Raw genomic sequence first — 21,773 nt, 5'->3', positions numbered from 1 at the left:
GGCCGGGCCCTCGGCGGGGGGACCGAGTAAACGTTTGGGGTGCTGTCGGCGGTCCGTGAGACCCTTGAGGTACTGCTTGATGCGGGGCAGCATCACGCACGGCTCTGCCGTGCGCCCCGCGCCATCCGAATGACCGTCTAAAGAAAGCCTCGTAGTGACCGCGACGGACCGCTCCACCGAGCTCATCAACGTTGCCGCGCAGGCGGCCGCCGACAAGCTCGCGCACGACATCATCGCCTACGACGTCAGCGACGTCCTGGCGATCACGGACGCCTTCCTGCTGGCCTCCGCGCCCAACGACCGCCAGGTCAAGTCGATCGTCGACGAGATCGAGGAGCGACTCAACAAGGAGCTCGGCGCCAAGCCGGTGCGCCGGGAGGGCGACCGCGACGCCCGCTGGATCCTGCTCGACTACGTCGACATCGTGGTGCACGTCCAGCACAGCGAGGAGCGGGTCTTCTACGCCCTTGAGCGCCTCTGGAAGGACTGCCCCGAGCTGGAGCTGCCGGCCGACGCCAAAGCCACCCGCGGCAAGGCCGAACAACACGCCAAGGAGGCAGCTGCCGACGTCGACGAGCCGGCCGGGGACTTCCGGTGAGCGGTGCGGTGGGCGACGCGCGCCGTGACCGCCGCGTCATCCTGTGGCGGCACGGCCAGACGTCCTGGAACCTGGAGCGCCGCTTCCAGGGCAGTACGGACATCGAGCTGACCGAGGAGGGTCTCGGGCAGGCCCGTCGGGCCGCCCGGCTGCTCGCCTCGCTGCGTCCGGACGCCATCGTCGCCTCCGACCTGAAGCGGGCCGCCGCCACGGCCCAGGAGCTCGGCGCCCTCACCGGCCTGGACATCAGCTACGACGACAGCCTGCGCGAGACCTACGCCGGTCAGTGGCAGGGCCTCACGCACGACGAGATCATCGCGCGGTTCGGCGAGCAGTACGCGGCGTGGAAGCGCGGCGAGCCGGTGCGCCGCGGTGGCGGTGAGCTGGAGACCGAGGTCGCCGACCGGGCCGCCCCCGTAGTGCTGCGGCACGCCGACAAGCTGCCCGAAGGCGGCACGCTGGTCGTGGTCAGCCACGGCGGCACGATCCGCACCACGATCGGGCGGCTGCTCGGCCTGGACTCGCACTCCTGGGAAAGCCTTGGCGGGCTCTCCAACTGCTGCTGGTCCGTGCTCGGCGAGGGCGCCCGCGGCTGGCGCCTCCTGGAGCACAACGCGGGCACGCTGCCGGAGCCGGTGCTCGGCGACGACGACTGAACCCTGGGACCTGTCGGACCGGCCGGCCCTGACCGGACCCGGATTTCACTTTCTGGCAGGTCACGGGCTAAAGTTCTTCTTGTTCGCCCGCCGAGCGGGAAGAACACCCGGGGCTATAGCTCAGTTGGTAGAGCGCCTGCATGGCATGCAGGAGGTCAGGAGTTGGGGCTATAGCTCAGTTGGTAGAGCGCCTGCATGGCATGCAGGAGGTCAGGAGTTCAATTCTCCTTAGCTCCACAATCCCGGTACACCCGGCTTCGGGAATCCCGTCCGATCACTTCGATCGGGCGGGATTCCTGCGTTGTGGGCAGGTGGGCGCGCAGCGCCTCGGCGCGCTGCCGGCTGATGTCGTCGTCCGGGGTGTAGGTGACGATCCGGCACTCCGGCATGCCGTTGATCGACAGCGACACCGACGTCATCCGTATCTCGCCCACGGCCTGGTGCCAGAACGTCTTCACCCGCGAGCCGGGCGGGACGACGTCGCCGCTCTCCCACAGCTGGGCGAAGAGCGGGCTGGCCGCGGAGAGGCGGCGTATGAACGACTCCCAGACGGGCTCCCCGACATGCCGTCCGTACGCGCCGCGCACGGTCGCCACCATCACCGGCAGCTCCGCCTCCCTGAAGACCAGCGGGCAGCTGGGCTCCGGGACGGTGAACAGCGTCCACAGCGCGTTGGGCACACCCCGGTCGACCGGGTGCGGCATGGAGAACAGGGCGCGGTAGCCCGGGTTGGTGGCGAGGATGTCGAAACGGCCGTTGTAGACCACCGCCGGAAGCGGGTCCAGGGCGTCGATGATGCCCTGGATCTCGGGGCCCACATCCTGCGGACCCTCCTGCGGGCCCGCGCCGTCGGGTGTGTACGGCACTTCGGCGAGGTTGTAGAGGTGCTCCCGCTCGGGCCGGTCGAGCCGCAGGGTACGCGCTACGGCGTCCAGCACCTGCGCGGAGGCGTTGATCGGGCGGCCCTGCTCCAGCCAGGTGTACCAGGTGATGCCGACGCCGGAGAGCTGGGCGACCTCCTCGCGCCGCAGCCCGGGGGTGCGGCGGCGCAGGCCGGGCGGCATCCCGACGTCCTCGGGCGTCACCCGGGCCCGTCGGCTGCGCAGGAACGCGGCCAGCTCGAGCCGTCGGCGCTGGGTGCTGGTGGCCATCGTCGTCACATCCCCCATGGTCCGGGCCCCGGACATCCGCTGCCAGGTGCTGTCAGTACCCGTATCAGCGGGCTCTCGTTACCCGTATCCGCGCGCCGCCAGGCTCATCGCATGACAACGCCAACTACAGCCCCCAGTAAAACCGGTGGCACTGACAACGGCCGTGACAGCGGCGGTCACGGCAGAGGACCCAGCGGCGAGCGCGCCGCCCCGCGGCGGCCCGGACGGCTGCTCGCGGTGCTGCTCGCCGCCCAGTTCATGGCCGTACTCGATGTCTTCATCGTCAATGTCGCCGCCCCCACCATCCGCACCGAACTGAACGCGTCCGGCGCCGGGTTGCAGCTGGTGGTCGCCGGCTACACCGTCGCGTACGCGGTGCTGCTGATCACCGGTGCGCGGCTCGGCGAGCGGTTCGGCCACCGCCGCGTCCATCTGGCCGGTCTGGCGCTCTTCACGGTCGCGTCGCTGGGATGCGGGCTCAGCCAGGACACCGGCCAGTTGATCGCCTTCCGGCTGATCCAGGGCGCGGGTTCGGCGGTGATGATCCCTCAGGTGCTCAGCCTGATCCAGCGGACGTTCACCGGCGAGGGGCGGGTGCGGGCGCTCAGCGCGTACTCTGCGGTCCTCGCGGTCGGCGCGGCGGCCGGGCAGGTGGTCGGCGGGGTGCTGGTCAGTGCAGATCTGTTCGGCAGCGGCTGGCGCCCGGTCTTCCTGGTGAACGTGCCGATCGGCCTGGCGCTGCTGGTCGTTGGCGCCCGGCTGCTGCCGCGTGACTCCGGCACCGCCGGGCAGCGCGCCCGCGGCTTCGACCTGCCGGGCCTGGTGCTGCTCGGTGCGGCCGTCTCGCTCTGCACGGTGCCGCTGGTGCTCGGGCAGGAACAGGACTGGCCGCTGTGGTCGCTGCTCTCGCTGGGGTCAAGTGCCGTGCTCTTCGCGGCCTTTGTTGCGTACGAGGCGCGGCTGGCCCGCCGCGGCGGCACACCCCTCATCGCGCCACGGGTGCTGCGCGCCCCCGGAATCGGCCGCGCCGCCACCCGCATCCTGCTGGCCATGGCCGTCAACGCGGGCTATCTCTTCACGATGGCCCTGCACTTCCAAAGCGGCCTCGGCCACAGCGCGCTGCGCACCGGCCTCACCTTCGTGGCCAGCGCGACGGCCTTCGGCGTGGTCGGACTGACCTGGCGGCGCTGGCCCGAACGGCTGCGCGGGGTGCTGATCCCCGGCGGGTTCGTCGTGGCCGCCGTATCGCTCGCAGCGGTCGGGCTGACGCTGCGCGGCGGCGAGGCGGGCGGATTCTGGACGGGCGACGGCGGCCTGGCGATGTACGTCGCCATGGTGGGCGTCGGCGCGGGGCTCGCGCTCGGCTTCAGTCCCACGCTCACCGGGGCGCTGGCGACGGTCAGCCAGGAGGACGCCGCGGACGCCAGCGGACTGCTCGCGACCGTGACGCAGCTCGGCCAGGTCGTCGGAGTGGCCGCGTTCGGCACCCTGTTCCTCAACCGGCTGGACGACGCGGGTGGGGCGGCGGATGTCACAACAGCAGCGCAGGCGCACGCGGATGCGCTGCTGATCTGCTCATTCGCGCTGGCCATCACCGCCGCGGCGGCCGCCGTGTCCGGACTGGTACGCGTACGCCGCTGACCCATCCGTGTGACCGTGACAGAATCGGACAGTCGCGAGGGGACTCGGCTGTACGAACTGGCCCGGTGGGAGGGAGAGGCGTGATGCCCGCGAGCAAGCTCGAGCAGGTCGACGACCTGCTCGACGCGGCCGAGATGCGAGGCCACGACCCCGCTGTCCTGAACTGCCCGTCCTGCGGTTCCGTCCACGTCGCCCAGGTACTGGGCGACAACGGCGGGATCTCCTACGTGTGCACGGCCTGCGGCCACAGCTGGAGCTGATCGATGGGTGCACACAGGAGGACCTGCGACTGGTGCGGCAGTGGCACGCCCATCGTCCGTGACATGGAGCCGGTCAACCCCGAGTACCAGTACTGGTGCGAGGAGTGCGCGCGGGCGCTGATCATAAAAGGCGACCCGATCGAGACCTACCGCGAGCTCGAGGGCGAGCCGATCTACGGACGGCTCCTGGACGAGCACTGCACGCTCAAGCGCTTCTATTCCTTCGCCACCGCGTGAGGGAGCGCTCGTCCGGGCAGTGAGCTCCCAGACTCGTCCGGGCAGTGAGCTCCCAGACGGAAAACCGATTTGGTGGATGGCCGGGTGGACCGTTAATGTTGTCGACGTCGCCGAGGGGAAGCCCCCGGGGGCGACACACCGCAAGGGGCTATAGCTCAGTTGGTAGAGCGCCTGCATGGCATGCAGGAGGTCAGGAGTTCAATTCTCCTTAGCTCCACAGAAGATCCACACAAGAGTGGGCCGCCCGATCCGGGCGGCCCACTCTTGTGTGTCCCGTCTTGTGCGTTNGCGGCGCGGAAGGCCTCGGCGGGGGGTGGGGGCGACGGCGATGGCCAGCGGTCGGCGGGCGCCGTCGACAGTGCGCGGTACGCGGCCGCCATCCCGGGGCCGGTACCGCTACCCGGGCGGTCCAGAGGTTCGACCGGGTCGTCGAACGAGGGGGTCCTGGCCTCGTACAGCGGGGGAGCGGGGGCCGACATCCGCTGCCGCTGCCGTGGCAGCCGGGGCGTAGGGCCCGTGTCGGCAGCGGCGTCCATGCCCGGCAGCGGGGCGACCCGTGGCGCCGGCTCGCGCTGGGCCGCCGCCGCGGCCGAGGCGTCGGGTGCGCCCAGGTCGGGCCGGGCGAGCAGGGCGAGCACTCCGTCGGCGACCCGGCGCTTGACCGGTCCCGGCGCGGAGCGCAGCGCGATCGCCCCGGCGACCGCGACCAGGCACAGGCAGTACATGGTCACGACCCAGGGCTTGGCCTCGCGGCCCGCGTACAGGCCGTGCACCAGTGCGGCGCACCAGGCCGGGTAGGCCAGCATGTGCAGCGCCCGCCAGCGGCCGGCGATCTTGGCGGGGGAGGCGAAGGCGCTGCGCAGGGCGCCGGTGACGCCGACGGTGATCATCAGCAGACCGGCGAGCGAACCGAAGCCGATGAGGCCGTTGGTGCCGCGTACGCCCATCCCGAAGGGGATCAGCGCGCCGACGAGCGACACATGGCCGAGGACGAGTTTGACCGTGGCGTGCAACAGAAGGAAGCCGACTGCGGCGACCCCCAACGCGCGGTGCACGGCCTGCGCGAGCAGCCGTTGCCGCGGGGTGAGGAACAGCCGGTCGGCCGCGACCAGGCCCCACGCGACGGAGGCCGTGAGGGAGACCAGGGACAGGACACCGGTGGCGAAGTCGAGGCCTTCGCGGAAGCCGTCACTTCCGGCCAGGACGACCAGGGGTATGAGCAGCAGCACGGCCGCGCTCAGCACCCCCCGGACCGGCCCGCTTGGTGCGGACCAGGAAGAGAGCGAACGACGGGGACTGAGGGTGTGGAGGGTGTGCGGAAGGTTCATGGGGGCGACTCCGAATGGTTCGGCAAAGCGGTCCCGCTGTGCCGCATGCTAAGTCGCCGGATACCAGCCGGTATGGGGTTTGAGTTATTGCGTTGTTATCTAGTGGTCATCGGTGATCTTTGTTGCCCCAATAGAGGCCGGTACGCCGAGTAACCGCTGTTACGAGTGTGCGCTCGGCTCATTAGGCAAACGGTCAAGAGTGATTCCGAAGTGGTCACGGTAGGTGGCCAACAGGTCCTTGTCAGTGGCGATTTCGGACGTGTGTCGGTCCGCGCCCTCCGTGGTCTTGAGGGTGCGCCCACTGAGGGTGACCCGGCCCCGCTCGGTGAGCCGCGAGCAGACCAGCGACCGGGTGAAGTGGGACGCGGGTGACGTGCGGTGGTACCAGGCCCCGGCCGCGAAGTCGCCGAGCTCGCGCGGGCGCAGGTCCAGGAGGTACTGCGGTCTGCCGTCCAGACTGACGTCCAGGTCGCCCCAGGGGGCGTCGGTGAGCCGGAACGTCCCGCCGGGGTCCTGCTGGTCCGTACGGTCGTCCAGGGCCAGCGGGTAGTGGGAATGGGCGCCGAAGCCGACGTCGGCCAGCCAGGGGCCGCCCTCCGCCGTCTCGACCCTGAGTGCCATGTGGTCGTACGGGATGCCCGGGTGCCCGGTGCTGTCGTACACCCTGGCCTGGAGCAGGGACACCCCGAACCCCAGGGCGGTGAGCAACGCCCCGAAGGCGCCGTTCAGTTCGTAGCAGAAGCCGCCGCGGCGGGCCTCGACGACCTTGGCCACCAGGGCCTTCTCGTCGAGCACCACGTCCTCGTCGAGATGGATGGAGAGGTTCTCGAAGGGGACGGTCCGCAGATGCCGCAGATGGAGGTCGCGCAGGGCGTCGGCGGTGGGGCGCGCGGGACGCTCGGCACCGATCCGTTCCAGGTATCCGGCCATGCTTGTGGGGTCCATGGGGCTCAGTCTCGTGTGTCGGTCCGTGTCGGGGCCACAGCCTCTGGTCCCCCGTGTCCCGGGACCGCGGACCTAGGTCCGCGGCCTGATCCGTGCCGGGGTCGCCCGCGGCTAGCGTCCACTCCCATGACGAACTGGGAGCCGGCCCGCGGCCGGGAGCAGCGGATTCAGGATGTGCGCGAGCGATTGGAGAAGGACGCCGATGTATGGGTCGCCACGGCCTCGGAGGGTGGCGCCCCCGTGCTCGTCCCGCTGTCGTTCGTCTGGGACGACGGCGCGCTGCTGATGAGTACCAAGCGTGTCAACGCCACGGCCCGGAACCTCACCCCTGGCGGCCCCGTGATGCTCTCGCTCGGTCACACCCGGGACGTCGTTCTGGTGGAGGGGACGGCGACGGCGGTCGAGGGCGCCGAACTGCCCGCGGCGTCCGCGGACGCCTTCGCCCACAAGACCGGCTTCGACCCGCGCGACCGGCAGGCCTGGGTCTATCTGCGGGTCGTGCCCCGGGTGGTCAAGACGTGGCGGGAGGAGAACGAACTGGCCGGGCGGGTGGTCATGCGGGACGGGGCCTGGCTCGGCTGACCTCCAGGGTGTCGGTCGTGGACTCCCCGGTGTCGGTTGTGGACTCCTTGATGTCGGCCTGGTGTCGGTCGTGGACTCCTTGGTGTCGCTCAGGGCTCTCTGATGTCGGCCGTGGACTCCTTCGCATCGAGGTCGCGGCCCGCCACGCGCGTGTGAATGGCCGCGACCTCGATGCGGCCGGCGTGAGCGCTGCGGTACCCTGACGCCATGCGTGCCGTACGCCTTCTGCTTAGCGAGCCGCGCTGATCAGTCCCGGCCACTGAGAATTCGTGGCCGGAATCGGCGCGGCGTCCCCTCCTGTGCGAGGGGATTTTTCGTTTCGGCTGACCCTGCAGCCGAATCCGCCGGCAGAGACGATCGATGGAGCCTTAAGGATCATGAGCGAGACGAATTCCGCTGCCGAGGTAGCAGCGCCGCACCGCTACACGGCCGCCATGGCCGCCGATATCGAGGCACGCTGGCAGGACTTCTGGGACGCCGAAGGCACCTATGAGGCGCCGAACCCCTCCGGCGACCTGGCCGGCGACCCGGCGGTCGTCGCCCGGCCCAAGAAGTTCATCATGGACATGTTCCCGTACCCCTCGGGCGCGGGCCTGCACGTCGGTCACCCGCTGGGCTATATCGCCACCGACGTCACCGCCCGCTTCCAGCGGATGACCGGGCACAACGTCCTGCACACCCTGGGCTTCGACGCCTTCGGCCTGCCCGCCGAGCAGTACGCCGTGCAGACCGGAACCCACCCGCGGGCCTCCACCGAGGCCAACATGGTCAACATGAAGGACCAGCTGCGCCGCCTGGGCCTGGGCCACGACAAGCGCCGCAGCTTCGCGACGATCGACCCGGACTACTACAAGTGGACCCAGTGGATCTTCCTGCGGATCTTCAACTCCTGGTACGACGACCAGGCGAAGACGGCCCGCCCGATCGACGAGCTGGTCGCCCAGTTCGAGAGCGGTGAGCGCCCGGTACCCGACTCCACGCGCGCGTGGAGCGAACTGAGCGCCCTGGAGCGCGCCGAGGTCCTGGGCACGTACCGCCTGGCCTACGCCTCCGACGCCCCCGTCAACTGGTGCCCGGGCCTGGGCACCGTACTGGCGAACGAGGAGGTGACCGCGGACGGCCGCTCCGAGCGCGGCAACTTCCCGGTCTTCAAGGCCAAGCTGCGCCAGTGGAACATGCGGATCACCGCCTACGCGGACCGGCTGATCGACGACCTGGACGCGCTGGACTGGCCCGAGGCCATCAAGCTGCAGCAGCGCAACTGGATCGGCCGCTCCGAGGGCGCCCGCGTCAACTTCGCCGTCGACGGCCACTCCGACGCTCAGGTCACCGTCTTCACCACGCGCCCCGACACGCTGTTCGGCGCGACGTACATGGTACTGGCGCCCGAGCACGGCCTGATCGACTCGATCCTGCCCGCCGAATGGCCCGAGGGCGTCAAGGAGGCATGGACCGGCGGTGCCGCCACCCCGGCCGACGCCGTCGCCGCGTACCGCAAGCAGGCCCAGGCGAAGAGCGACGTCGAGCGTCAGACCGAGCACAAGGACAAGACCGGTGTCTTCAGCGGCACCTACGCGCTGAACCCGGTCACCGGCGCCCGGATCCCCGTCTTCGTCGCCGACTACGTGCTGATGGGCTACGGCACGGGCGCGATCATGGCGGTCCCCGGACAGGACGAGCGCGACTGGGAGTTCGCCGAGGCGTTCGAGCTGCCGATCGTCCGCACCGTCCAGCCGCCCGAGGACTGGGAGGGCGAGGCGTTCACCGGACAGGGCCCGGCGATCAACTCGTCCAACGACGAGATCTCGCTGGACGGTCTGGGCGTCACCGAGGCCAAGGCGAAGATCACCGAGTGGCTGATCGCCCAGGGCATCGGCGAAGGAACCATCAACTTCCGGCTGCGTGACTGGCTGTTCAGCCGCCAGCGCTACTGGGGCGAGCCCTTCCCGATCGTCTACGACGAGGACGGCGTCGCCCACTCGCTGCCCGACTCGATGCTGCCCCTGGAGCTGCCCGAGGTCGAGGACTACTCGCCGCGCACCTTCGACCCGGACGACGCGGACACCTCGCCGGAGACCCCGCTGTCCCGGAACGAGGACTGGGTCAACGTCCAGCTGGATCTGGGCGATGGAGTGAAGTCCTACCGCCGCGAGACCAACACCATGCCCAACTGGGCGGGTTCGTGCTGGTACGAGCTGCGCTACCTGGACCCGCACAACGACTCCAAGCTGGTCGACCCGGCCATCGAGCAGTACTGGATGGGCCCGCGCGAGGGCCAGCCGACCGGTGGCGTGGACCTGTATGTGGGCGGCGCCGAGCACGCCGTACTGCACCTGCTGTACGCGCGCTTCTGGTCCAAGGTGCTGTTCGACCTGGGTCACATCTCGTCGGCCGAGCCGTTCCACAAGCTGTACAACCAGGGCATGATCCAGGCGTACGTCTACCGGGACAGCCGCGGCTTCCCGGTCCCGGCCGCCGAGGTCGAGGAGCGCGACGGGAAGTACTTCTTCGAGGGCGAGCCGGTCAAGCGCGAGCTGGGCAAGATGGGCAAGTCCCTGAAGAACGCCGTCACGCCGGACGAGATCTGCACCGAATACGGCGCGGACACGCTGCGGCTGTACGAGATGGCCATGGGCCCGCTGGACGTCTCCCGGCCGTGGGACACACGCGCGGTGGTGGGCCAGTACCGGCTGCTGCAGCGGCTGTGGCGCAATGTCGTCGACGAGGCGACGGGCGAGGTCACGGTGGCGGACACCGAGCCGGACGAGCCGACACTGCGCGCGCTGCACAAGGCGATCGACGGGGTCCGCCAGGACCTGGAGGGCCTGCGCTTCAACACCGCCATCGCCAAGATCACCGAGCTGAACAACCACCTGACCAAGACCGGCGGCCCGGTGTCGCGCTCGGTCGCGGAGCGGCTGGTGCTGCTGATCGCGCCGCTGGCCCCGCATGTCGCCGAGGAGCTGTGGCGCAGGCTGGGTCACACCGAATCGGTGGTGCACCAGGACTTCCCGGTGGCCGACCCGGCGTACGTCGTGGACGAGACCGTGACCTGTGTCGTACAGGTCAAGGGCAAGGTCAAGGCGCGCCTGGAGGTCTCCCCGTCGATCGCGGACGCGGAGCTGGAGCAGGTGGCGCTGGCCGACGAGAAGGTGGTGGCCGCGCTGGACGGTGCGGGCATCCGCAAGGTGATCGTCCGGGCGCCGAAGCTGGTGAACATCGTCCCGGCGTAGCCGTGTGGCCGCGTGGCCGCGTACCTGTGTGACCCGGGGTGCCGGTCCGTCGTCCGTGACGGGCATACGGGCTTTCCCCTACGGGCAGGTTGGGGGTTCGAAGGAACCTTCGGCCTGCCCGTCAGCGTTTACCGTGGAAGTGACCGTCCAGCCCCTCCCAAGGAGCCGTCGTGGATGCAGTGATCGTCGTACTGGCGATGCTCTTTGTGCTCTTCGTGGCGCTTGGGGTCTTCGTGACGGTCAAGGCGGTGAAGGCGGCCAAGCGCGGCGTGGACCGCACGCTGACGCAGGCCCGCCGCAGTGTCGAGGACTCGACGCTCAGGGCGAAGACCTTTACGCAGGTGGGCGCCGCGGGCGAGCTCGCACAGCTGCGGCTGCGGTTGCGTACCTCGATGCGGGCCACCCAGGACTCGCTGGGCGCCGCAGTCGCCGATGACCCCACGCTTCAGGAGTCGCTGAACCTCTTCGAGCGGCTGAGCGAGCACGGCCACGAGCTGGACGACGAACTGCGGGGGCTGGAGCGCGAACCGGACAAGACGCGGCTCGGCGAGCGGCTGCCCGAGCTGCGGGCCCGTACGAAGCGGATCACGGAGGCGGCCGACTCGCTGCGGTGGGCCGCGCGCGACCGGGCCCGCAGGTTCGCGGACGATGATCTGGACTCGCTGGGGCGGCAGATAGAGGTGGAGTCGGGGGCGCTGCGGCACTGGACGACGGAGCCGGGTGAGGAGCCGTCGGCATCGGCGCCCGCCGCTGGATCCGCCGCCGGGGGCGCGGAGTCGTCGTCTGCCGCTTCGTCGCCCGCTGCGTCGTCCTCTTCTGCGTCGTCGTCCTCCGCTTCGCCGTCCGCGGGAAGGGCGTGGCCCGAACCGACCCTGGTCGACGGTGCCGTCGGTGCCGATCAGAGCTGGCCGGACCCGCCGCCCGCCGAGGAGGAGGCGGGGCCGCAGGCGATCGAGCCGGGCCGGCCGGTCACCCCGTACCCGTGGCAGAAGAACCCCCGCCCCGAGAGCACTACCTGATCGCTCTCGGTTAGGCGATCATGCGTGGGCGGGGTCGGACTGCCGCCGGGGCGCGCTGGCGGGTAATCTCCAGCTCATGTCCCGCCATGTCGCGATCATCACTGATTCAACGGCCTACCTGCCGCAGCGGGCGATGGAGCGGCACGGCATCACGGCGGTGCCCCTGACCGTGATCGTGGACGGCCAGGCGATGGAGGAGGGGACCGAGATCTCGGCCCGCTCGCTCGCCCAGGCGCTGCAGAAGCGCCGCCCCGTCACGACCTCGCGGCCCAGCCCCGAGGTCTTCGCCGAGACCTATCGCGCGGCTGCCGAAGCCGGGGCCGACAGCGTCATCTCACTGCATCTGTCGTCGGAGCTCTCCGGGACGTACGACGCGGCCGTGCTGGCCGCGAAAGACGCTCCCGTGCCGGTACGGGTCGTGGACACCGGCATGATCGCGATGGCCCTCGGTTTCTGCGCGCTGGCCGCTGCGGAGACCGTGGAAGCGGGGGGCACCGTGGACGAGGCGGTCGCGGCGGCCGAGAAGCGGGCCGCGTCCACCTCCGCGTACTTCTATGTGGACACGCTCGACTACCTGCGCCGGGGCGGGCGGATCGGGGCGGCGCAGGCGCTGCTGGGCTCCGCGCTCGCGGTGAAGCCGCTGCTCGAACTGAACGGCGGCCGGATCGAGCCGCTGGAGAAGGTGCGTACGGCGTCCAAGGCGATCGCCCGGCTTGAGGAGATCGCCGTCGAGCGTGCCGGATCGAGCCCGGTCGATATCGCGGTGCACCATCTGGCGGCCCAGGAGCGGGCGTCCGCGCTCGCGGACCGGCTCGGGGAGCGGGTGCCGGGGCTGGCGGAGCTGCATGTCAGCGAGGTGGGTGCGGTGATCGGGGCGCATACGGGGCCGGGGTTGCTGGGTGTGGTGGTTTCGCCTCGGTGAGGTGGCTGTGGTGATCTGTGGCTCGTGTGGGTGACGCGGTTTTCCACAACTGCCGAGTGATCCACGGAAATTGAGCAAGATCATTGCGCTCTGGGCGGGGCGTCTAGCGTCGCGGCATGGCTCTTCGATCTTCTGACGCAACGAGTGGCCCCGGCCGTCCCCCGACCTCGGACGGCCGGGCCCGACACCGTCCTTCCCGCGCCGCTCGGACCGGCACCCGACGCAGGCGGGCCACGGCTGAGCGCCTCCGCCTGCGCGCGGAGGCGTTGTTCGACCAGACCCGGCCGGAGGCTACGGCCACGTCTACAGCCGCGGTCGCGGCCGCGACCGCCGGACCGTCCTCGCCTTCTTCCCCTGCGTGGGGAGGCCCCGCGCGCAGCGGAGCGGGACCCGGGCTGGTTTCCGGCGAGCGCGGTTCGGGTGGAGAGGTGGTTGGTGGGCGTGGTGGCGAGGTGCTCGCTTCGGGTGGGGAGGTGGTTGGTGGGCGTGGTGGCGAGGTGCTCGCTTCGGGTGGGGAGGTGGTTGGTGGGCGTGGTGGCGAGGTGCTCGCTTCGGGTGGGGAGGTGGTTGGTGGGCGTGGTGGCGAGGTGCTCGCTTCGGGTGGGGAGGTGGTTGGTGGNCGCCCGGTGGGGGCGGACGCGCCCCCGCCCCGTCCCCTCCGGTCGGCATTGCGACCGCGGGTGGGTGGGGCCCCGCCCGGTCCCGTCCCCTCCGGTCGGCATTGCGACCGCGGGTGGGTGGGGCCGCGCCCGGTCCCTTTCCCTCCGGTCGGCATCCCGCCCGCCGGTGGGTGGGGGCCTGCGCCCCTTGGGTCGGCGTCGCGCGCCTGCGGGTGGGCGGGGCGTGCCCGCCCTGTTGTGTCCCCTTCGGCCGGGCCCGGCCTGCTCCGTGCCTGGTGTGAACGCCAGAAGCCCCGCCGGGCGTCCTGGGGAAGGACGCCCGGCGGGGCTTTGGTTTGAGCTGGCCGCACCCGCGTGGCGAACGCAGATCGTGTGCGGACCGGGGTGCCGGTCAGGAGCGGATGAGAGGGCCCGCTTGGTCCGTTCCGGCGGTTACATCACGAGCGTGCTCAGCCCTGGAGGGAGGCAACCTTGGAGGCCAGCGCCGACTTCTTGTTGGCGGCCTGGTTCTTGTGGATGACACCCTTGGAGACGGCCTTGTCGAGCGCGCGGTTGGCGTCGCGGAGGGCCGTGGTGGCCTTCTCGACGTCACCGCCGGCGGCAGCCTCACGGGCCTTGCGGACAGCGGTCTTGAGCGAGGACTTGACGGCCTTGTTGCGCAGGCGCGCCTTCTCGTTCGTCTTGTTCCGCTTGATCTGGGACTTGATGTTCGCCACGAAAGAGCCTTTACAGGTTCGATGATCTTGATGGGTACCTCGTCGCTTGAGAGGGCTACGAGGCACAGCTGCCCAGATTACCAGCAGCGCTCGCACCGGCCCAAACCGACCACCGGCCGCCACTCATGGGACGATGGAAGCTACGTAACGATCCGACCCGAGGCTGCAGAGAGCTGCAGACGTTCTCAAGAATCAGGACCCTGCGTGCCCGCGACCCCTACCCACGTGCCCGAGCCGAGCCGTACAGACCCGGCGCTGATCCGCAACTTCTGCATCATCGCGCACATCGACCACGGCAAGTCCACGCTCGCCGACCGGATGCTCCAGCTGACCGGTGTGGTCGAGCAGCGGCAGATGCGCGCTCAGTACCTCGACCGAATGGATATCGAGCGCGAGCGCGGCATCACCATCAAGTCCCAGGCGGTACGGCTGCCCTGGGCGCCGAACGAGGGCGAGGATCAGGGCAAGACCCATATCCTCAACATGATCGACACCCCTGGGCACGTGGACTTCACGTACGAGGTGTCCCGCTCTCTCGCGGCCTGTGAGGGCACGGTCCTCCTGGTCGACGCCGCCCAGGGGATCGAGGCCCAGACCCTCGCCAACCTGTACCTGGCGATGGAGAACGACCTCACGATCATCCCGGTGCTCAACAAGATCGACCTGCCGGCCGCCCAGCCGGAGAAGTTCTCCGAGGAGCTCGCCAACCTCATCGGCTGCCAGCCGGAGGACGTGCTGAAGGTCTCGGCCAAGACCGGTGTGGGCGTGGACGCCCTGCTCGACCGCGTGGTCAAGGACGTCCCGGCACCGGTCGGCGTCGCGGACGCCCCGGCCCGCGCGATGATCTTCGACTCGGTCTATGACTCGTACCGCGGCGTCGTGACGTACGTCCGGGTCGTCGACGGCAAGCTCAACAAGCGCGAGCGCATCAGGATGATGTCCACCGGCGCCACCCACGAGCTGCTCGAGATCGGTGTCTCGTCCCCGGAGATGACCCCCGCTGACGGCATCGGCGTTGGCGAGGTCGGCTACATCATCACCGGCGTCAAGGACGTCCGTCAGTCCAAGGTCGGTGACACCATCACCTCCCTGAACAAGGGCGCGACCGAGGCCCTGGGCGGTTACAAGGACCCGAAGCCCATGGTGTTCTCGGGGCTCTACCCGCTGGACGGGTCGGAGTACCCGGACCTGCGCGAGGCCCTGGACAAGCTCCAGCTGAACGACGCCGCGCTGGTCTACGAGCCGGAGACCTCCGCGGCCCTCGGCTTCGGCTTCCGTGTCGGGTTCCTGGGGCTGCTGCACCTGGATGTCATCCGGGAGCGGCTGGAGCGGGAGTTCGGGCTCGACCTGATCGCCACCGCCCCGAACGTGGTCTATCGCGTGATCATGGAGGACGGGACCGAGCACACCGTCACCAACCCGAGCGAGTTCCCCGAGGGCAAGATCGATCAGGTCTACGAGCCGGTCGTACGGGCGACCATTCTCGCTCCGTCCGAGTTCATCGGCTCGATCATGGAGCTCTGCCAGGGGCGCCGCGGTGTGCTGCTCGGCATGGACTACCTCTCCGAGGACCGTGTCGAGATCCGCTACACGCTGCCGCTCGCGGAGATCGTCTTCGACTTCTTCGACCAGTTGAAGTCGAAGACGCGGGGGTATGCCTCGCTCGACTACGAGCCCACCGGCGAGCAGAGCGCGTCGTTGGTCAAGGTCGACATCCTGCTGCACGGCGACAAGGTCGACGCGTTCTCCGCTGTCACCCACAAGGACCAGGCGTACGCCTACGGAGTGCGGCTGGTCGCCAAGCTCAGGGAGCTCATCCCGCGGCAGGCCTTCGAGGTGCCGGTGCAGGCGGCGATCGGCTCCCGGGTCATCGCCCGCGAGACCATCCGGGCCATCCGCAAGGACGTCCTCGCCAAGTGCTACGGCGGCGACATCTCCCGTAAGCGGAAGCTCCTGGAGAAGCAGAAGGAGGGCAAGAAGCGGATGAAGATGGTCGGTTCCGTGGAGGTTCCGCAGGAGGCCTTCATCGCGGTGCTCTCCAGCGACGAGAGTGCCTCCAAGAAGAAGTAGCCTGCTTGCTTGATCCATCTGCGATGGGCCCGCCGCGCTGACGCGTGGCGGGCCCGTCGGCTATCCGGGGTCTGTAGAAAGTGACAGGTCGCAGCCTCTTACGCACCAGGCGAACGCGCTCTACCCTGATCACTGCTCGAAGGTTACTCGCCAGTTAAACAAGTGGCCGCAGTCAACTGGACTGTCGCGGGCCCGGAGGATGTTGTGAGCGACACGCAGACCTTGATCGAGAACCGACCGCCCAGCGTCGCCACCCTGTTCCAGGAGCGGGTCGCGGCCACACCGGACGGGGAGGCCTACCGCTATCCGGTGCCGCCGGCATCGGGCCAGGGCCCGGACGACTGGAAGTCGCTGAGCTGGGCACAGGCGGCCGAGCGGGTCTACGCCATCGCGGCCGGACTCATCGACCTCGGCGTCAACCCGGAGGAGCGGGTCGCCCTCGCCTCCAACACCCGGGTCGAGTGGATCCTCGCCGACCTCGGCATCCTGTGCGCGGGCGCGGCCACCACCACCGTCTACCCCTCGACCAACACCGAGGAGTCCGCGTACATCCTCGCCGACTCCGACAGCAAGGTGCTGATCGCCGAGGACGCCGCGCAGCTGGCCAAGGCCCGGGAGGCCCGCGCCGAGCTGCCCGACATCCGGCACGTCGTGGTGATCGACGAGGCGGACGCGCAGGCGGCCGACGGCGACCCGGAGGGCTGGGTGCTCTCGCTGGCCGAGCTGGAGGCGCGCGGCGCGGCCTATCTGGAGAAGCACGAGGACGCCGTCAAGGAGCGGATCGCGGCGATCAGCAAGGAGCAGCTCGCCACGCTGATCTACACCTCCGGCACCACCGGCAAGCCGAAGGGCATACGGCTGCCGCACGACAACTGGTCGTACATGGCGAAGGCGATCGCCGCGACCGGGCTGCTCGGACCCGACGACGTGCAGTACCTCTGGCTGCCGCTCGCGCACGTCTTCGGCAAGGTGCTCACCTCGGGCCAGATCGAGATCGGCCACGTCACCGCCGTGGACGGCCGGATCGACAAGATCATCGAGAATCTGCCGGTGGTCCAGCCGACCTACATGGCGGCCGTGCCCCGCATCTTCGAGAAGGTATACAACGGCGTGGCGGCCAAGGCGCGGGCCGGTGGCGGCGCCAAGTACAAGATCTTCAAGTGGGCCGCCGAAGTGGCCCGCGAGTACGCCAAGGCCTCGCAGGAGAACTTCCGCCGCACCGGATCGGCCTCGGTGCCCTTCGGGCTCGCCGCCAAGCACAAGGTCGCCGACACCCTCGTCTACGGCAAGCTGCGCGACGCGTTCGGCGGGCGGCTGCGGGCCGCGGTCTCCGGGTCCGCCGCGCTCTCCCCGGACATCGGCTACTTCTTCGCCGGCGCCGGTATCCACATCCTGGAGGGGTACGGGCTCACCGAGTCCAGCGCCGCCTCCTTCGTCAACCCGGGCGAGGCCTACCGCACCGGCACGGTCGGCAAGCCGCTGCCCGGCTGCGAGGTGCGGATCGCCGACGACGGCGAGATCCTGCTGCGCGGCCCCGGCATCATGCAGGGCTACCACGGGCTGCCCGAGAAGACCGCGGAGGTCCTGGAGTCGGACGGCTGGTTCCACACCGGCGACATCGGCGAGCTGTCCGCGGACGGCTATCTGCGGATCACCGACCGGAAGAAGGACCTGATCAAGACCTCCGGCGGCAAGTACATCGCCCCGGCCGAGGTCGAAGGGCAGTTCAAGGCCGTCTGTCCGTTCGTCTCCAACATCCTGGTGCACGGCGCGGACCGGAACTTCTGCACCGCGCTGATCGCCCTCGACGAGGCGTCGATCATGGCGTGGGCCGAGGAACAGGGCCTTGGTGCCAAGACGTACGCCGACGTGGTGGCCGCTCAGGAGACGGTCGCGATGGTCGACGGCTATGTGCGGCGGCTCAACGAGGGGCTGCAGCGCTGGCAGACGATCAAGAAGTTCCGGCTGCTGCCGCGTGACCTCGACGTGGAGCACGGCGAACTGACGCCCAGCCTGAAGCTGAAGCGCCCGGTCGTCGAGCGCGAGTACCGCTCGCTGATCGACGAGATGTACGCGGGCGCGCGCGAGGACTGACAAGCCCTGGCACCCGGCGCGGGCGCGAGGCCTACCTTGGTCGCGTCCGCGCCGCCGCTCCGCCGACAGTTCCCCGGCCGGGGAGCCCGATGTCCGTAAGTGATTGTTTTCCCGCCCATCATGCCGTTGTTGCCGCTCGGAACGGTCCACTTTGGTGACTCGGTGCTTTTGGGCGGGTCCAATCTGTCACTCTGTCCTGGTCGCCTGAGATGTATACGCCGGAGTGCTCAGGAGCTTGCAGAGTGGGGCCCATTCCACGACAACGGGAGACCGCCGGTCACCCGTCCTCGTCACCCGCACGTCCCTTTGGCGTGCGCGCGGCGGCGAACACCTCGCTGCCGGGCAACCCGCTCGCCGCGGGCGCCGCCCGCCGGTTCGTACGGGCGGCCCTCGCGGGCTGGCGTGAGCACGACCTGCTCGCGGCGGACCGGATCAGCGAGCGGCTCGTCGACGACGCGGTGGTCGTCGTCAGCGAACTGGTCACCAACGCCGTGGTGCACGCGGGCACCCCCGTCGACGTCGACTGCCGACTGGAGCCGCCCAGCGACGACCCGGAGCCGCCCGCCGACGACGCCGCGGCCCTGGTCATCGAGGTACGGGACCACCACCCCGCCCGCGCCGTGCGCGGCCAGGCCGCCGTGCCCGAGCCGTTCGCCGCGCCCGAGCCGTCCGCCGCCACCGCCGACCACGGCCGCGGCCTGCACCTCGTCGCCTGCCTCAGTGAGGCGTGGGGCATCACCTACCGCACCGGGTCCAAGACCGTCTGGGCCCGGCTGCCCGTGGACGGCACCCCGGCCGCCCGGCAGATCGAGTCGTACGCCGGTGAGCAGGCCCTCGCGCGCGGATGCGGATCGTGGAGCACGGGGATCCCGGACCCGGCCCCCGGCGCGGACTCGGCCCCCAGGCCCGATACGGCCCCCAGGCTCGACACGGCCCCCAGCGGCTGGGGCGACAGCGCCGCCCTCACCTTCCTCGCCGAGGCGTCCGACCTGCTCGCGGGACAGCTCGACGAAGAGCTGGTCGCCGTGCTCGCCGGGCAGCTCCTGGTGCCGCGGTTAGCCGACTGGTGCGCCGTATGGCTGGACGACGACAGCGCACGCGCCGGCATAACCTCGGCGGGTCCCACCAGGCAGCCCCGCCTCGCCCGCGTCTGGCACGGCAGCGAGAGCCGCATCGAGGAGCTGAGCCGCGCCCTGGACAAGGACCCGCCGCACCTCACAGGACCGCCGCACGCCGGATCCATCCCCGTCCCCTGGCCCGCCTACGGAACCGGCGAGCCCACCGGCACGGCACTCCTCAGCCCCCTGGTCGCGGGCGGCCGCCGACTCGGCACCCTGCTCATCGGACGCACCGGACTGGCGCGCTTCCCGGACGAGGACACCGCACTCCTGGAGGACTTCAGCCGCCGCGTCGCCCTGGCGATCGGTGCCGCCCGCCAGTACACCCGGCAGGCCACCATCAGCCGCGTACTGCAGCGCGGTCTGCTGCCCAGCGCCGTAGCCGAAGTGCCCGGCATCGAGACGGCGGTCGTCTACGAACCCCGCGACAAGGGCCTCGCGGGCGGTGACTTCTACGACATCTTCCCCGCGGGCGACGGCCGCTGGTGCTTCGCGCTCGGCGACGTCTGCGGCAGCGGCCCCGAAGCGGCCGTCGTCACGGGCCTCGCCCGCCCCTGGCTGCGCCTGCTCGCCCGCGAGGGCTACCGCGCCGCCGACGTCATGGACCGCCTCAACGAACTGCTGCTCGACGACGCCCTGGAGGCCACCGAGTCCGCCGCCCGCGCGGTCGCCGCCGCGGGCATCGAAGGACTGCACGACGACGGCTCCCCGACCCGCTTCCTCTCCCTGCTCTACGGCGAGCTGGTGCCGTCCGACGACGGCGTACGCTGCACCCTCGCCAGCGCCGGGCACCCGCTGCCGCTGCTCCTCGGGCCCGGCGGCGGCGTACGGGCCGTGGCCGAGCCGCAGGTGCTGCTCGGCGTCCTGGAGGACGCGGCGTACACCAGCGAGTCCTTCGTCCTGGCGCCCGGCGAGACCCTGCTCTGCGTCACCGACGGCGTCACCGAGCGGCGCTCGGGACGCCGCCAGTTCGACGACGGCGACGGCCTGGTCACCGCGCTCGGCGGCTGCGCGGGGCTGAGCGCGCCGCTGGTCGCCGAGCGGATCAGGAGCCTGGTGTACGAGTTCTCCGACGAGCCGCCGGACGACGATCTGGCGCTGCTGGTGCTGCGGGCCAGGTAGCGGCGGGCCAGGTAGCGGCGGACCGGGGTAGCGGCGGACCGGAGAAGCGGCGGGCTGGGGTAGCGGCGGCCTGGCGACGGGGTTCGTCGTCGTACCGGACAATGGGGTCATGCCCTCCGTACTGCCTGATGGTGAACCCGTGCCCGACGACGGGTCGCTGCCCGCATCCGCGCTGACCGGCGCTGCCGAGCGGCCCCTCGGGTTCTATCTGCACGTTCCGTACTGCGCGACCCGCTGCGGCTACTGCGACTTCAACACCTACACCGCGAGCGAGCTGCGCGGCACCGGTGGTGCGCTCGCCTCGCGCGACAACTACGCCTCGATCCTCGTCGAGGAGATCCGCCTCGCCCGCAAGATCCTGGGCGACGACCCGCGCCCGGTGCGGACCGTCTTCGTCGGCGGCGGTACGCCGACGCTGCTCGCCGCGTCCGACCTGGTCACGGCGCTCGGCGCGATCCGCGACGAGTTCGGGCTCGCGGACGACGCCGAGGTGACGACGGAGGCCAACCCCGAGTCGGTCGACCCCGCCTACCTCGCCGAGCTGCGCGCCGGCGGCTTCAACCGGATCTCCTTCGGGATGCAGAGCGCCCGGCAGCACGTACTGAAGGTCCTGGACCGCACGCACACACCCGGGCGGCCCGAGGCCTGCGTCGCGGAGGCGCGCGCGGCCGGCTTCTCGCATGTGAACCTGGACCTGATCTACGGCACACCGGGGGAGTCGGACGACGACTGGCGGGCGTCCCTGGACGCGGCGATCGGCGCCGGGCCCGACCATGTGTCCGCGTACGCCCTCATCGTGGAGGAGGGCACCCAGCTGGCCCGCCGAATCCGACGCGGCGAGGTCCCGATGACCGACGACGACGTCCACGCGGACCGCTACCTCATCGCCGACGAGACGCTGTCGCGGGCGGGCTTCTCCTGGTACGAGGTGTCCAACTGGGCCACCACCGATGCCGGGCGCTGCCTGCACAACGAGCTGTACTGGCGCGGGGCCGACTGGTGGGGCGCGGGTCCCGGGGCGCACAGCCATGTGGGCGGGGTGCGGTGGTGGAACGTCAAGCATCCGGGTGCGTACGCGCAGGCGCTGGCGGAGGGGCGGTCGCCGGGGGCCGGGCGTGAGGTGCTGTCGGATGAGGACCGGCGGGTGGAGCGGGTGCTGCTTGAGCTGCGGCTTCGGGAGGGGTGTCCGTTGTCGCTGCTGCGGGCGGAGGGGTTGGCGGCGGCTCGGCGTCGGCTCGCGGAGGGTCTCCTTGAGCCGACGGCCTACGACGCGGGGCGCGCGGTCCTCACGCTGAAGGGGCGGCTGCTCGCGGATGCGGTGGTCCGGGACCTGGTCGACTGACGGTCGTGGTGGGTGGCGGTCAGGGATTGATCCCCCACCCCGCCCCTTCCCGAAAGTCCTGCGGACGGCGAAAAGATGGCCTCAAACGCCGGCCGGGCTGATAAATCAGCCCGGCCGGC

16 protein-coding genes and 2 tRNA genes are annotated in these 21,773 nt (G+C 70.5%); 15 read left to right on the top strand and 3 right to left on the bottom strand.

Annotated elements, in window-relative coordinates:
- Positions 1-154: 154 nt before the first annotated feature.
- From rsfS to U9R90_RS28340, 3 genes are all read left to right on the top strand, one after another.
- Entirely contained in the window at positions 155-598 is a 444-nt protein-coding gene (rsfS, locus tag U9R90_RS28350; RefSeq protein WP_411059522.1) for a ribosome silencing factor, read from the top strand.
- The gene (locus U9R90_RS28345) at positions 595-1,254 is read left to right on the top strand and encodes a histidine phosphatase family protein (protein ID WP_411059521.1); all 660 of its coding nucleotides are present in this window, start codon (positions 595-597) and stop codon (positions 1,252-1,254) included. The genes rsfS and U9R90_RS28345 overlap by 4 nt, the downstream gene beginning before the upstream one ends.
- A 164-nt stretch (positions 1,255-1,418) precedes the next feature.
- Positions 1,419-1,491, top strand: a tRNA-Ala gene (locus U9R90_RS28340).
- On the opposite strand, the gene U9R90_RS28335 is transcribed toward U9R90_RS28340, so the two are convergent.
- On the bottom strand, positions 1,473-2,423 hold the full coding sequence (locus tag U9R90_RS28335) for a helix-turn-helix transcriptional regulator (protein ID WP_411059520.1): 951 nt from the start codon (positions 2,421-2,423) through the stop codon (positions 1,473-1,475). The two genes, U9R90_RS28340 and U9R90_RS28335, sit on opposite strands and share 19 nt — an antisense overlap.
- Before the next feature lie 219 nt (positions 2,424-2,642).
- Here U9R90_RS28335 and U9R90_RS28330 point away from each other — a divergent pair, with 219 nt between their 5' ends.
- From U9R90_RS28330 to U9R90_RS28315, 4 genes are all read left to right on the top strand, one after another.
- Positions 2,643-4,046 (top strand): MFS transporter, encoded by a 1,404-nt coding sequence (locus U9R90_RS28330; protein ID WP_411059519.1) that lies wholly within the window; start codon positions 2,643-2,645, stop codon positions 4,044-4,046.
- Between the two features lie 83 nt (positions 4,047-4,129).
- Complete coding sequence (locus tag U9R90_RS28325; protein ID WP_411059518.1) at positions 4,130-4,306, top strand: hypothetical protein; 177 nt, start codon at positions 4,130-4,132, stop codon at positions 4,304-4,306.
- A 3-nt stretch (positions 4,307-4,309) separates the two neighbouring features.
- Positions 4,310-4,543, top strand: coding sequence for a hypothetical protein (locus U9R90_RS28320; protein ID WP_411059517.1), 234 nt, complete (start codon positions 4,310-4,312; stop codon positions 4,541-4,543).
- Positions 4,544-4,687: 144 nt separating this feature from the next.
- A tRNA-Ala gene (locus U9R90_RS28315) sits at positions 4,688-4,760 on the top strand.
- Positions 4,761-6,030: 1,270 nt separating this feature from the next.
- On the opposite strand, the gene U9R90_RS28310 is transcribed toward U9R90_RS28315, so the two are convergent.
- Positions 6,031-6,816, bottom strand: a complete 786-nt coding sequence (locus U9R90_RS28310; protein ID WP_411059516.1) for an arylamine N-acetyltransferase family protein — start codon at positions 6,814-6,816, stop codon at positions 6,031-6,033.
- A 126-nt stretch (positions 6,817-6,942) separates the two neighbouring features.
- Between U9R90_RS28310 and U9R90_RS28305 the strand changes: the two genes are divergently transcribed.
- The 4 genes from U9R90_RS28305 to U9R90_RS28290 all read left to right on the top strand — a co-directional run bounded on the left by U9R90_RS28305 (position 6,943) and on the right by U9R90_RS28290 (position 12,572).
- On the top strand, positions 6,943-7,398 hold the full coding sequence (locus U9R90_RS28305; RefSeq protein ID WP_411059515.1) for a pyridoxamine 5'-phosphate oxidase family protein: 456 nt from the start codon (positions 6,943-6,945) through the stop codon (positions 7,396-7,398).
- A 377-nt stretch (positions 7,399-7,775) separates the two neighbouring features.
- Positions 7,776-10,631 (top strand): leucine--tRNA ligase, encoded by a 2,856-nt coding sequence (gene leuS, locus U9R90_RS28300; protein ID WP_411059514.1) that lies wholly within the window; start codon positions 7,776-7,778, stop codon positions 10,629-10,631.
- A gap of 170 nt (positions 10,632-10,801) precedes the next feature.
- On the top strand, positions 10,802-11,650 hold the full coding sequence (locus U9R90_RS28295; RefSeq protein ID WP_411059513.1) for a hypothetical protein: 849 nt from the start codon (positions 10,802-10,804) through the stop codon (positions 11,648-11,650).
- A 76-nt stretch (positions 11,651-11,726) separates the two neighbouring features.
- Positions 11,727-12,572 (top strand): DegV family protein, encoded by an 846-nt coding sequence (locus U9R90_RS28290; protein ID WP_411059512.1) that lies wholly within the window; start codon positions 11,727-11,729, stop codon positions 12,570-12,572.
- Positions 12,573-13,641: 1,069 nt separating this feature from the next.
- Here the strand turns inward: U9R90_RS28290 and rpsT are convergent.
- Positions 13,642-13,908 carry a 30S ribosomal protein S20 gene (gene rpsT, locus U9R90_RS28285; RefSeq protein WP_411059511.1) on the bottom strand — a complete coding sequence of 89 codons (267 nt, stop codon included), beginning with the start codon at positions 13,906-13,908 and terminating at the stop codon, positions 13,642-13,644.
- 204 nt (positions 13,909-14,112) lie between these two features.
- Here rpsT and lepA point away from each other — a divergent pair, with 204 nt between their 5' ends.
- The 4 genes from lepA to hemW all read left to right on the top strand — a co-directional run bounded on the left by lepA (position 14,113) and on the right by hemW (position 21,654).
- Positions 14,113-15,978: a translation elongation factor 4 gene (gene lepA, locus U9R90_RS28280; RefSeq protein ID WP_411059510.1), complete on the top strand. Its 1,866-nt coding sequence runs from the start codon at positions 14,113-14,115 to the stop codon at positions 15,976-15,978.
- Between the two features lie 204 nt (positions 15,979-16,182).
- Positions 16,183-18,072 carry an AMP-dependent synthetase/ligase gene (locus U9R90_RS28275; RefSeq protein ID WP_411059509.1) on the top strand — a complete coding sequence of 630 codons (1,890 nt, stop codon included), beginning with the start codon at positions 16,183-16,185 and terminating at the stop codon, positions 18,070-18,072.
- Positions 18,073-18,281: 209 nt separating this feature from the next.
- Positions 18,282-20,312 (top strand): SpoIIE family protein phosphatase, encoded by a 2,031-nt coding sequence (locus U9R90_RS28270; protein WP_411059508.1) that lies wholly within the window; start codon positions 18,282-18,284, stop codon positions 20,310-20,312.
- A 109-nt stretch (positions 20,313-20,421) separates the two neighbouring features.
- The gene (gene hemW / locus U9R90_RS28265) at positions 20,422-21,654 is read left to right on the top strand and encodes a radical SAM family heme chaperone HemW (protein ID WP_411059507.1); all 1,233 of its coding nucleotides are present in this window, start codon (positions 20,422-20,424) and stop codon (positions 21,652-21,654) included.
- Positions 21,655-21,773 lie beyond the last annotated feature (119 nt).

It is taken from the genome of Streptomyces sp. E11-3 (genome assembly GCF_046540415.1).
Classification (GTDB): Bacteria; Actinomycetota; Actinomycetes; order Streptomycetales; family Streptomycetaceae; genus Streptomyces.
Note: the sequence above shows the minus strand (reverse complement) of the source record. Positions and strands in the feature narration are given on the sequence as shown.